This is a genomic window from Spirosoma gilvum (assembly GCF_054776815.1).
Window position 1 is genome coordinate 411,947 of the sequence record NZ_BAAHBH010000009.1, and the last position, 12,870, is coordinate 424,816.

Annotated in this window: 7 protein-coding genes; 4 read left to right on the top strand and 3 right to left on the bottom strand. The window is 46.2% G+C overall.

Annotated elements, in window-relative coordinates; all coding sequences use genetic code 11:
- Positions 1-19: 19 nt before the first annotated feature.
- The 3 genes from ACYVFD_RS24160 to ACYVFD_RS24170 are packed head-to-tail and all read right to left on the bottom strand — an operon-like array spanning position 20 to position 2,529.
- Positions 20-775 carry an SDR family oxidoreductase gene (locus ACYVFD_RS24160; RefSeq protein WP_461093072.1) on the bottom strand — a complete coding sequence of 252 codons (756 nt, stop codon included), beginning with the start codon at positions 773-775 and terminating at the stop codon, positions 20-22.
- Between the two features lie 60 nt (positions 776-835).
- Entirely contained in the window at positions 836-1,660 is an 825-nt protein-coding gene (locus ACYVFD_RS24165) for an alpha/beta fold hydrolase (RefSeq protein ID WP_461093073.1), read from the bottom strand.
- Between the two features lie 41 nt (positions 1,661-1,701).
- On the bottom strand, positions 1,702-2,529 hold the full coding sequence (locus tag ACYVFD_RS24170; protein ID WP_461093074.1) for an alpha/beta hydrolase: 828 nt from the start codon (positions 2,527-2,529) through the stop codon (positions 1,702-1,704).
- Between the two features lie 320 nt (positions 2,530-2,849).
- Between ACYVFD_RS24170 and ACYVFD_RS24175 the strand changes: the two genes are divergently transcribed.
- The 4 genes from ACYVFD_RS24175 (at position 2,850) to ACYVFD_RS24190 (ending at position 12,135) form a co-directional block, all read left to right on the top strand.
- Positions 2,850-5,159: a tetratricopeptide repeat-containing sensor histidine kinase gene (locus tag ACYVFD_RS24175; RefSeq protein ID WP_461093075.1), complete on the top strand. Its 2,310-nt coding sequence runs from the start codon at positions 2,850-2,852 to the stop codon at positions 5,157-5,159.
- On the top strand, positions 5,156-7,108 hold the full coding sequence (locus tag ACYVFD_RS24180) for a sigma 54-interacting transcriptional regulator (protein ID WP_461093076.1): 1,953 nt from the start codon (positions 5,156-5,158) through the stop codon (positions 7,106-7,108). The genes ACYVFD_RS24175 and ACYVFD_RS24180 overlap by 4 nt, the downstream gene beginning before the upstream one ends.
- Positions 7,109-7,951: 843 nt before the next feature.
- Entirely contained in the window at positions 7,952-11,788 is a 3,837-nt protein-coding gene (locus ACYVFD_RS24185) for a YCF48-related protein (protein WP_461093077.1), read from the top strand.
- Between the two features lie 77 nt (positions 11,789-11,865).
- Entirely contained in the window at positions 11,866-12,135 is a 270-nt protein-coding gene (locus tag ACYVFD_RS24190) for a DinB/UmuC family translesion DNA polymerase (protein WP_461093080.1), read from the top strand.
- The last annotated feature ends 735 nt before the right edge of the window (positions 12,136-12,870 follow it).

Sequence of the window (12,870 nt, forward strand, 5' to 3'; positions counted from 1 at the left end):
TCTGGGTTTAAAATTTACTTTAGCCCATCGACATGCCGCCATCCACGATCAGCTCAGCACCGACCACAAACGAGGAATCGTCGGAGGCAAAGAACAGGACGACCTTGGCAATTTCCTCCGGCCGGCCGAAGCGGCCCAGCGGAATGGCTTCAATAATTCCCTGATTCATTTGGGTTAATTGCTGCTCTGAAATGCCGAGTTTAGCGGCACTATGCAGGACGGTATCGACCGGCCCCGGACTAATGGCATTGACCCGTATCTGGCGGCCGATTAGCTCTGTCGATAGATTTTTGGCCATTGTCAGCAGGGCTCCTTTTGTGGCGGCATACACGCTCGCGCCCGGTGCGCCAACATGAGCATTAATGGAGGTGTTTAAGATGATGGAGCCACCATTTTTGAAGAAAGGTACCAGCGTCTGGATGGTGAAATAAGCTCCTTTGACATTGGTATTCATGCTTTCGTCGTAGACGGCTTCGGTCATGCTCTCGAAGGGGGCGAATTTGGCCACACCGGCATTGATGAACAGAATGTCGATACTGGTAAAATTTGCCTGTACAAACTCCGACAAGTGGTTTGCATTGCCCGGAATACTGGCATCCCAGACAATCCCGTATGCTTTGTTGCCCAGTTCAGCGGTAACTTGATCCAGCGATTCCTGGTTGCGCCCGGTTATTAGGACAGTGGCGCCCTGGGCAATAAACTCTTTGGCCGTTGCCAGGCCGATGCCACTGCTTCCGCCCGTAATGATGGCTACTTTGTTTTGAAGTCGATTCATGGCTCTGTATTGAAATAGCGTTGATTAAATGTCGAGCGTAAGAAAAGGTGAGGTGATTTTTTATTGAGCGGTCGTTATGCTGGCAATGGTCTGAAGCGTCGTAGTTACCTCCGTTGGCATCGATAGGAAGGGACAATGACTGCTATTGAGTGTATAAGTGCTTTTGATGCCTGCTGCGGCCACCATTTGTTTTTGTAGATTTAGTCCCACTGCATGATCCTGCGCGGTGTGTACATAATACTTGGCTACTTTACCAAAGTTGGCGGGCGTCAGCGCGACCGGGTTGGTAAAGGGAATGAACGGTTCGGCCCGGTAGTTATCGACCACCTGTTTTTTCACCGCATCCGACCCATCCTGAATGAAAATGGATGCTAAATTCTCGGTCTTGATGTCCAGCATAAGCTGATCGGCCGAAGGAATCAAAGCGGGGCCCAATTGAGAAGTGCTATCTGTAGAAGCCAGAGCCAGCAGAGATTGTCCATTGGCCGGTAAAAAGGCTCCGACATACACTAGTTTGTCAATGCGGCTGGGGATTTTTTCGGCAACAGCCGATACAACCATGCCTCCCATACTATGACCAACCAGAATTACATTATCAGAAAGTGCATTAATCGCCCCCACCACTTTATCCCGGTATACATCCATCGACAGGGTAATGGGTAAGGTATTATCGGTTCCGTGACCGGGCAGTTCGACCACCACCACGTTCTGGCCTTGCTGCACCAACTGATCCTTAACCGATTGCCAGGCGTAGGGTGCCTGCCAGGCCCCGTGTACCAGCACGAACGTTTTGGGAGCGGGCGTAACGGCGTCATTTTTTGAACAGGACGACAACGTGAAGAATAGGGATACAAGAAGGAGCATTGAGACGATTATCGTTTTCATGAGAATAGATGAGTTATTGGTAAGAGGAAGGGACGAGTTGATTAATTGTTGATAGCCATTGACTTATTACTTACTACTGGCTGAGGTAGTGTCTTGTCGACCCATTTCAGGATGTAGTCGGCGTCTTCTTTCCAGGTCGGCTGCCCCAGCACGAAATGATTCCGTCCTTCAAATTCCTTGTAGTCTGTAATGGAATCGGAATGCCGGTATTTACGGTAATTGTCGTAATTGAGCGAAGCTGGGATCGTGTTGTCTGTGCTACCAGATGTAAGCAGTAGAGGAGCATGGGGTTTGCTGAAATCGACGTGAGCCGCTGCCGTGATGGTGTCCCGAACGATGAGCTTGGATTCGGGTATGGCGAACTGGTAATAAGCGGCTTTTTGCTGCTCGAGCGGCATCCCATTAGTAAAGGCGTATTGCCAGTCCTCGAACGACATCAAAAACGTTTTCTTCGTAGAGGTGAAAAAGCCCAGTGGCCCCCAACCGGCTTTCAGAAACGACAGCTTAAACGTGAAGATACCTTGCGGAGGAACCGAGTGAATGGCAATCCCGGCTGCTCCTAACCTCCGCTGCAACAAAAGCTGCACCATCAGCCCCCCAATAGAATGCCCAATCAGGATCGGTTTTTCGGGGAGTTGCGCCACAATCTGCGCATAATAGTCGGTCAGATCGGCCAGTCGGTTGGCAGCAATGCTGGCATCAGGATGTCGATTTCGTAACACTTCGGCCGGAGCATCTTTATGGGGCCAGGCGGGAGCAATGGTCGTATAGCCTTTCTGCTGAAAATACGTTTGCCATTCATTCCAGCAATCATTGCTGACAAAGGCACCGGTGATAAAGACGATGGTTTGGGGACGGGAGATGTTCATGATCGTTTCAGTTTATTTAGTTGAACCACCTAAACCAAACGAAATGCCGTTATTGTATATCTATTGAAAATCAGTAAGTTATATTTTTGTGCCAGAAATTTGGCTACTGCATATCGTTGGACAACGAACGGCACAACGATATATCGTTGGCTATAGCTTTTTACCATTCAATACATAGCTCGACTAAATCACTGGAAAAAGTGTGATATTTATTGATTGTGTACTGATAGACAATAGATTACTACGGCCATTGTTTTCTTCTGCCAGCCTGCCAACGGCGATGGCCTGATTTATGAACGACCAGTCGAAACAAAAACTCAATGAGGAGACTGTTATTAATTAGCTGCGTAGCAGGATGTGCCTGGCTGACGGCTTCCGCCCAACCTCCAACCGATAAGTCGTCGCGTGAATTACTGACGCTTTTGCAGCAAAGCAAGCCCGACAACCATCGCGTTCACCTGTTGCAGGATTTGGCAACCTACTACATGTTCAAACCCAATGCGCAGGCTGCCGATATGGATAGTGCCATGACCGTAGCCCGGCAGGCCGAACAGTTGAGCGTGCGGTTACACGATCCGAAAGGGCAGGCAACCAGTTATATTTTGTATGCCCGCGTATACAACCACGATGGGAAGAAGGAGCAGGCAAAAGCGCTCGTACGAAAAGCTATTGCCCTATTTTCGGCCTTTCATTATCTGGATGAATTAGGCGAAGCCTACTTTGAACTCGGCAGCTACTCACCCTTGATCGGATCAGGACTGGCAGAACGAATACGAATGGCAGAACTGGCGTTGTTGACGTTTCAACAGTCAGGAAATAAACTCAAGCAGGCCAATTGCAATAAAGAACTTGGCGATTTGTACCAGGTCGAAGGAAATAACGTGAAGGCACTGGCTTCTCTTCAGCAGGCGTTGAGTTTGTACAAAGCCGTGGGCCGAGGTCGCCTACAGGGGGTGTACGACTTATTGGGCCAGGTTTGCGGTGAACTGGGCGATTACAAAGAAGCGATTCGCTATGGGCTCTTGGCGGTTCAAACGGCCGAACAATCCGGCGATTCGACCATGTTGCTGGCTACCATCTATAACCGGCTGGGGATCACCTATCAGAACCTGCATGACCTCAAACTGGCCAACCTGTACTTCAGAAAGTCGATTGCCATTGCAGAGGCCTATCACGATGTTGGAGCGGTTTGTATACTGGCCACGAATATCAGCGATACCTACGTACTGCTTCATCAGCCAGTAGCTGCGCTCGATTTTTTACGGACTATTGTTAAAAGATACACTCTTCCTGATCTGGCCAGCCAAATCTATATTACAGGACAATTTATCAATGCCTATCTGCCCGGTAAGCAGTATACGCTGGCTCAACCCTATAGCGATCGTTTAGTCAGGTTATCCGAAAATAGAGAACAGATTGATAATGAAACCCAACTCTACGCCTATGGTATGCTGATCCGATTTTTCTTAGATACCCAGCAGTACCAGAAAGCCGATAAATACCTGCTGATTCATCGAGAGGTGTCCGAGAAAATGGGGTCCCTGCGCAGTCTGTCCACCAATCATTTATGGACATTTAAGGTGGACTCGGCTCAGGGTGATTACCGATCCGCCATTATACACTACCAGCGCCATAAACGGTTGAATGACTCCTTATTTACCGAGTCGAAAAGTAAACAGATCGCCTTGTTGCAAACCCAGTTCGATACCAAAAAGAAGGATCAGGATATCAAACTAAAAGGCCAGCATATCGAGCTACTCAAAAAACAGGGCGAATTGCAGTTGAACGACTTAAACCAGACTAAACTCTTGCGAAATGTTACGTTTATCATTATCGCGCTGCTTCTGGTCATTCTCGGATTAGTTTACAATCGGTACAGGCTCAAACAGAAAAGTAACGCCATTCTGGAAGCACAGCAGATCGAAATCAACGATAAAAATCAGTCGCTTCAACGGCTGCTGACCGAAAAGGAATGGCTGCTTAAAGAGATTCATCACCGGGTCAAAAACAATCTGCAAATCGTGATGAGCCTGTTGAATACGCAATCGGCTTACCTGACCGATGAAGCGGCTATACTGGCCATCCGTGATAGTCAGCACCGGGTTCAGGCCATCTCGCTGATTCATCAAAAGCTGTATCAATCCGACAATTTATCGGCTATCGATATGTCGGCGTACATCCGGGAGCTTGTCGAGTATTTGCGGGATTTCTTTGGGGCTGGCCAGCGTATCCGGTTCGAGACGCACATTGACCCGGTTAAACTGGGGGTTTCTTATTCGGTACCCATCGGCCTGATTCTCAACGAAGCCATTACCAATAGTATCAAATATGCGTTTCCCGGTAACACGGCGGGGCAGATTGTCATTTCCTTTCAGCAAACGGGCAGTACGCATTATGTACTCACCATTGCCGATAATGGAATCGGGTTGCCAGACACCATAGATAGCCAGCAACATGATTCGTTGGGTTTAAGCCTGATGCGAGGGCTGAGCGACGACATCGACGGTCATTTTACCATCACCAACGACAAGGGTACCGTTATTACCCTTCACTTTGTTTACGAACCAACTGACGGGCCCGAATCGGCCAGAATAGCTCCCAATATACCTTTTGAAACGACAGCGTTATGAACCAGACAGTCCTGATAGTCGAAGATCAGTTTATTGAAGCCAATGACCTGCGGTTAATGCTGCACAAAGCAGGCTACCGGGTAACAGGAATCGCTCGTTCCGTTCCCAACGCCCTGGAACTTATTGGGCAGGAAAAGCCAGATGTGGTTTTGCTGGATATTTTCCTGAAAGGACCGCTAACCGGCATCGATCTGGCCAAACAATTAAGAGAGGATTCGATTCCGTTTATCTACCTCTCGGCCAACTCCACGCAGGATGTGCTGACAGCGGCCAAAGCGACCCAACCCGATGGTTTTTTAGTCAAGCCCTTTCGGGAAAAAGATGTATTGGTCACGCTCGAAGTGGCCCGGTATCGATACGAGCACAGCCTGGAAGCCAGTTTTCGACGGGGAACCCAGCTTCTTAAACAACTCAGCAAACTCCTGGCTGAGCCGATCGACTGGGAACAGAAATTGCTAAAGGCAGGGAAAGCGATTCAACCCTTCGTTCCATTTGACTTCATGGCGGTTGGACCTTCCGAACTCCCTAATACGACGTATTCGGATCTGGGCTTTTTGCGAATCGGTTTCGACGAGTACCAGCTTGTAGGGCCTAATGAACTAATGGTCATGGCCAATTTAAAACAGCATGAACTGGCCGCTTTACAAGCCAAAACATCCCTCGAAACCGGAGCAACCTGGTATGATGAAGCCGCGTTTAAGCGCGTATGCGAACGGCCTTCCATCCGAAAATTGATTGCGAATACCTTTCTGATGCGCTCCCAATTAGTGTTGCCGCTGATCACACCAATCGGCGAACCGGTTGCCTTCTACTTTTACAGCCGCCGTTCAGATGCCTATCGGGAAGAACACCTAGCTCTGCTTAGTCAACTAACGCCTATACTGACGACTGCCGTCGAAAGCAAGCGAAATGCGAACCCCAGCATATCACCTGCCGTCCCGTCAACAGATTATATACCATCGCCGTCCGATGGCTCTTCCCGAGCCCCATCGTTCGAGGGTATTGTTGGTAGTAGCCACTTATTACTAACAGTTTTCGATCATCTGTCGCTGGTTGCTCCTACCGATACGTCGGTCTTGATTCTGGGTGAGAGTGGCACTGGCAAAGAACGCATTGCGGTCACGATTCACCAACTCTCCCCCCGAAAACGGAAGCCCTTCATCCGGGTCAACTGCGCGACCTTGCCCGCTAACCTGATTGAATCCGAATTGTTTGGTCATGAAAAAGGATCATTTACGGGAGCTACCGACAAACGAATTGGCCGATTTGAGCAGGCCGACGGAGGAACGCTTTTTCTGGACGAAATCGGCGAGATGCCCGTTGAATTGCAGGTGAAGTTACTGCGGGTATTGCAGGAGAAAGAGATTGAGCGTATCGGAGGGCAATCGTCCATTAAAATCAGTGTTCGAATTATTGCCGCCACCAACCGTAATCTGGAAAAAGAAGTAGCCGAGGGTCGTTTTCGTCTCGACCTGTATTACCGGTTGAATGTGTTTCCCATTTCCCTGCCCCCGTTGCGGGATCGTAAGGAAGATATACCGGCCCTTGTCGAGCATTTTATTGAGAAGTACAACCAAAAAACGGGCAAGAAAATCACGGGGCTATCGGCTCAGGCATCGAATACCTTACTGGCGTATCACTGGCCGGGCAATATTCGGGAATTGGAACACCTGATCGAACGAAGCATACTGCTGACAAAAGGCACCCTGATTGAGGAGGTTGGTTTACTCAATATGGGTCAGCCGATCCTACCAACGACGTCCGACGAGTACCGGATCAAAACCATCGACGAAAATGAGCGGGATCATATCATTGCCGTTCTCAAGAAATGCAATGGCCGAATCTGGGGAGCGGGCGGAGCGGCCGAAGTCCTGAATGTTCCGCCGACAACACTGAATTCTAAAATGAAAAAGCTAGGTATCCGAAAAGAGTATTTAGATCATGGGTAGGTAAGCTCCACACCGTTTCGAAGCTTTCTGACTGCAAAACCATTGACCAGGATGGCTTACAATGCCAATACGTTGGACCAAATCTGAATAGTAAATTGAAAGATTATTCGCCAGCACCTGGATTTTCGCGGAATGAGGTTAAAGAGAATTCGACCTATACCCGGCTAGTTTAGCTCAATTGATTAAGGCAATGGCCGGCTTTCACGAGGAGGCCAGCCATTGCCTTAATCAATTGAGCTAACTCCGACTTCACAAATCCATTGCTCTACTTTATTTCTGCCATTTTAACTGAGAATTTTAAGTGTTCTTTCCCCTTTACTGAGTTAGTTTCGGCTGGAGTTTAAGCCGTCTGCCAGTACTCAATTGGGCTCATAAACTGTAAGGCTTGGTGAGGCCGCTCCATATGGTATTCCACTATACGGGGCTTTGCAATTATAAAACAGCCTCGCTAACGCCAGTTCTCGGCTGATCTAAGAGACGTGGGTAGCCAGAGCGGTTAGTTCACCATCCTGCTACTTAAGACCGGGACGCCGGAGCGTTCGCTACGATTTGCGATTCAGAAATTAGCCCTTTTCATTTTCCTTTCGGTTATCAATGAACGTTAGTTTTTTACTGCTCCAGCAGACTGGTCTACTTTTCACTGGCTCACCTTCAAGGGGGTCAAGACAGTAGAATAACAGGCTGCCCGTTGAGAGGTGTCAGTAGGGTACTCTGATTGATACAGCCATTCAGAAGATATAGGATGAATAGAAATAGCAGATTGACGAACGTAATTTTTATTTATTTTTCGAGAACCTGAATCAGCTTTAATCAAACTTTATCACAGAAGCAGCCTATTATAGAATGAGCATTCGCTTTCAGCACCTGATTATACTACTCGTATTTTGTAGTTCTCCCTTCTGCACATCGGCACAATTTAAGCAAGTATCGAGTTTTGATAGCCCCATTATTAATTTGTTTACGTACAGAAATAAAATTTGGGCTAATACCTTATCAAATGGATTATATGTAACCGACTCCTCCCCACAGGTCTGGCAAAAACGCTGGACTCTTAGTTACGACTCAACATTAAACCAGACTCGGAAATATACCACTGTCATTAATCAAATAATACCTTATGGTGATAGCCTATATGCTTCTACAGCAGCGGGAATTTTTACGTCTTCAGATGAAGGAATACACTGGACACGGCTAAAACAGTTTCTTTTTTTTGATCCGTATTATAATAGTTTGCGTGACTTATCCATTAAGCAAATAGCATTCTCGCCAACTGCCATTATTGCCCTGCTTGAAAATGGAACTAAAACAGCCATATCAACGGATAATGGACGAAGCTGGTCCGACCCGTTCCCTACACAATTACCTAACGGAACTGTACTTCCTTATGATCAGTTTCGAGCGATTCGATGGATTTCAAATCGCTGGTATTTGCTGACGTCACAAGCGTTATTCACATCCAATGATAATGGGGTAAGTTGGCAAGCAACCTCATTAACTGCTACCAACGACACATTTAGCAGTTTAGCCGCCGACGGAAACACGCTTCTTGTGGGTGCATCTACACCCAGTGTTTATCGATCAGGGGCCTATGATTTTACAATCAATCTCTACGTTTCTTCGAATGCGGGTGTAAACTGGAACATGCAAACATTCTATTCGCAAGCCCCAAAATATCTGGAAACCAGCCCTGTAAACGTTACTATTAACGATGGGCGTTTGTATGCCTCTTCTTTAGGTGGAGTATGGCATTCACAGGTCAACAATTTGCAATGGAACCTATGGAATGAAGGTGTAAGCTATAGACAAGAACAGGGTTATACAGCTAATCCGGATTTATGGAGTGAATACTCCGAAGCGGCTATTGCTGTTTTAGATAATCAACTGTTCTGTCCATTTACCATTGAAGGTGGGTCAAGTTATCCCATAAAAGGAAATTTATTTATTCGCTCGTTAACAGAGATAAGTCCTACTTATACAAACGCGCCAATCTTACCCTGGGTAAAGGAAACAACGGATGACTATAATCTAATTCGCTGGAAAGATTATAGTGTTGGTGAAACAAGTTTTCGAATAGAACGAGCTGATCTGGCAACGCCTGAGGCATTTCAGGAAATTGGAACGGTAGCTCCTGACAGCATTCAATTTAAGGATCGTCAGATCAATCACTCAATGAATTATATCTATCGTATTCGGACAGAAAAAAATGGCACCTATTCTACGTATTCCCCCACAGTTCGTACTTATCGATATACTAACTGTAGTCAGGTAAAAGACATTTCCGTTCCACGTTTACTATCCCAGCCCAGCCCCACTATTATTTATGCTCTAGCGGGGTCAGAACTGATTAAATCGACGAATACAGGTAGAGACTGGCAGGAGTTAAATACATGCTATGGAAACGAATTGACTTATGTGGACTTACAGTTTCGATCAGTAACAGAAGGAGTTGTCTTGGCAAAAAGTGCATCAACACCCGTTATTCTATTAAAAACAAGCGATGGTGGAGAAAATTGGGCGATGATTTTGCCTAAGTTACCCGACTCCAGACTCGAAGCTACCCGAGTTTATTTCTTGTCTAATTCGACGGGCTATCTCATTGCAAAAACAAACAGCGTTGATGAGTCGACAATATACAAAACAACGGATGGAGGACTTACCTATACGCAGCTACCCAACAGTCCAACATTGTATAATAGAGTCGTTTTTTCAGATCAAAATATTATTGCTGGTATCGCACGAACAGGGCAATCATCAAATTTCGAGTTAAGATTATCAACCGATGGTGGACAGAGCTGGGCTTATCGGCCAATACCCTATTCAGGTGTTAGCAGGTTAGTCATCGTTGATACAGCAAACTTTTGGATGTTATCCTCCCCTTATGGCTCCAATAAGACACTTTTTCGTACGGTAAATGCTGGAAGAAGCTGGCAAAAAGTTACTCTACCCAGACCTGCGGCTGATACGACCAGCTTTAATAATTATTGGGAGTTCTCACCTTTTCAGGATATAGTTTTCATCGATAAATCAGTCGGTTTCGTCGTAGGCGGTAGACCTAGAACAGTTGCCAATGATTTCACGGTCACTCCTCAAAAAGTATATTTATTCAAAACGGTTGATGGAGGTTCAACCTGGACAGAAGTACCACTCGCTACGCCTGCCGAAATTATTCTGACAACGATCAGTTTTAATGGCATGAAAGGCATTCTCACTGGCATTTCTTTGTATGATGCAAAAGAAGCCGCCCAACTAGGAAGAATCCCCGGCAGCCGATATATATATACAACTGATAATCTGGGTACTGATTGGACGCTCACCTGCCAACTTGATAATATGTTTCCACAGTCAGTTGCCTATCGGACCCCTGAAGAAGGCTATTTGATAGGCCTGACCTTTGACTTTGATCGCCCTCTAAGTACGAACTGCTATTATAAAACCAGCGATGGGGGAATTTCCTGGAAGAAAATAGTTCTCCCGGCTGGAGAACATACGTGGGAAGTATACTTTCTAAACACCACAACAGGATTTATCACAACCAGAAACTCTGTCTGGACAACGGTTGATGGAGGTTTGTCATGGAATCAGAAGAGCACGTCAATCCAACTTTTTCAGACACGCTTCGATGGCGATTATATTCAATCTTATGATTATAACCGTTCTTATTTTCTTGGCCCAACCAGTTGGATTCGAGTAAGTTACGCAAACAAGATTTATCGTACTGATGATGCAGGTAATTCGTGGACATTATTACCAACTGCCAACTTTACCGGAGTTCCCAAAGTTTCGTTTGTTACGCCAGAACTCGGTTTTATAACTGGTAAAGAAGGAAATTTGAGTGGCCAAATATACCGAACTACCAATGGTGGCCAAAGCTGGATGCTCCTTAGCCATGCGATCTCTGTGGCATCAGATATAGCAACACGCCTTAAATTCATCAGCCCTACAGTCGGTTTCGTCTACGACTACGCAACACATATCACGCGAGATGGAGGGAAAACCTGGCGTACTATGTCAAACCTTCCCAGTGGATTAGCCAATGGATCGGACATGTTTTTCTTAGACTCCCTCACTGGATATAACACCAACACGTTACGAACCTCTGATGGCGGAAATACCTGGTTTGCCAGTGGGTTAGATCAACATGTAATGTGGCCGTTTACGGTAGCCGACAACAATATTGCTTATGGCTACAATTATAAAGTTCGATTGGGAACTCCACCCTGTTCAATAATAGCTCCCTCTTTATCAGTTACCTACTGTGTGGGTAATACGATAACGCTTTCTACTTTTAGTATTTATAATCCGCAATATCGCTACCAATGGTATAAAAACGATACTTCATCACCTGTGGTTGGCCAAAACACGTCAACCCTTAGTATTGCTAACTCAAAAGCCACTGATGCTGGTATGTATTTTTGTATTACCTCTAATGACTGTGGTGCTGCTTCCAATACGCCGGCATCCTTGAAGTCGGCACTCTATATATATTCAATTCAGGAAGGCGATTGGACAAGTCGATATACCTGGTCCTGTGATCGAGAGCCTATAAGCAGTGACGCAGTACAACTTAACCACCGTATCTATATTCCTTACTATAAGGAGGCAAAAGCTCATCAAATTCAGCTTAATCTTGGTGGCCGTTTAGATTATGGATATGGGGCAAAGCTAAAAATTTTCAATTAAGGCCTTTTGGGAAAAGAAGTTTATTAGTTTGTACCAACTCGCCAACTTTGAAGCCAATATTATACAGACAAGAGTCATTGGGTAGTTGTCTGATCGTTTACCTACGCACAGATCCTAACCGTAAAACCCCGGGAAATGACTTGCCCCGTAAGCAGTTTAGCAGCTCCCGAACGGTACGATTACCGCACCCGACTAGTTCGACCGCCGAGCTGCTACAGTATGCTTCGGCAGCCTTGAAAGAAATCTTTGCCTATGGCTACCACTATCTGCGGGTAGGCATTATACTCACTGATCTGGTACCAGCAGATTACCGGCAACCGGGGCTATTTGTTGAAGATACAAAATGAAAATTCTTTAAAGCTGGCTAAGGTAGTGGCTAAGCTGTATCGGTATGGGAAGGATACGCTCAGGCTAGCCTCTCAGATACGCGATCCTGAATGGCCAAGGAAGCCGAAATATCTATCACCCTGCTAAACGACCCGATGGCAGGATAGTTTAATTGTTAAATAAGCGATGAATCAGAAAGAACGTACCTAGGTATGGGCTAGAAAGGATGAGTTAAGTGAAGCACTTCGCCAGCCACCTGCTGATGGTAAACGGTCTCGGGAACACATGCAGAAGCAGATTAAGACATGCAATCAGGCGATAGTACAAGATAAGTTTGAGCTTATTAGTCTGGCTGATGAATAGCTTTGCAAGGTAACACCAGGGAATGACGGGGTTAAAAGAGTGTTGTTCGCGTAGTAAAGAACATAGCTTCGCTGAAAGATGGCGGCACAATGCCCCGGTTTACTACTAATCCTAACTGTGAGTACCTTATCAGTTTCTTTCGGACAAGGGAAAGTATGTCATGCCTACACCATATACACACTGGAAAACGGCCAATTGCAACCAGTGTATTCATCTGTGGCAGCCGAAGTGCCTATGCTAACTACAAGCTACCAATGTCATGGACTGAGATGGTCCAATAAATCGGCACAATGAACTTGCTTAACTTGCAAGACCATGCAGCCTAAAAACAAACCCCTAAAACGGCGTAAATACGACGCAACTTTTAAAGCGGACGTGCTGAAAATGATTGC

Coding starts and splice junctions, on each gene's coding strand:
- ACYVFD_RS24175 (WP_461093075.1), top strand. CDS start 2,850: ATGAGGAGACTGTTATTAATTAGCTGCGTAGCAGGATGTGCCTGGCTG.
- ACYVFD_RS24160 (WP_461093072.1), bottom strand. CDS start 775: ATGAATCGACTTCAAAACAAAGTAGCCATCATTACGGGCGGAAGCAGT.
- ACYVFD_RS24180 (WP_461093076.1), top strand. CDS start 5,156: ATGAACCAGACAGTCCTGATAGTCGAAGATCAGTTTATTGAAGCCAAT.
- ACYVFD_RS24185 (WP_461093077.1), top strand. CDS start 7,952: ATGAGCATTCGCTTTCAGCACCTGATTATACTACTCGTATTTTGTAGT.
- ACYVFD_RS24170 (WP_461093074.1), bottom strand. CDS start 2,529: ATGAACATCTCCCGTCCCCAAACCATCGTCTTTATCACCGGTGCCTTT.
- ACYVFD_RS24165 (WP_461093073.1), bottom strand. CDS start 1,660: ATGAAAACGATAATCGTCTCAATGCTCCTTCTTGTATCCCTATTCTTC.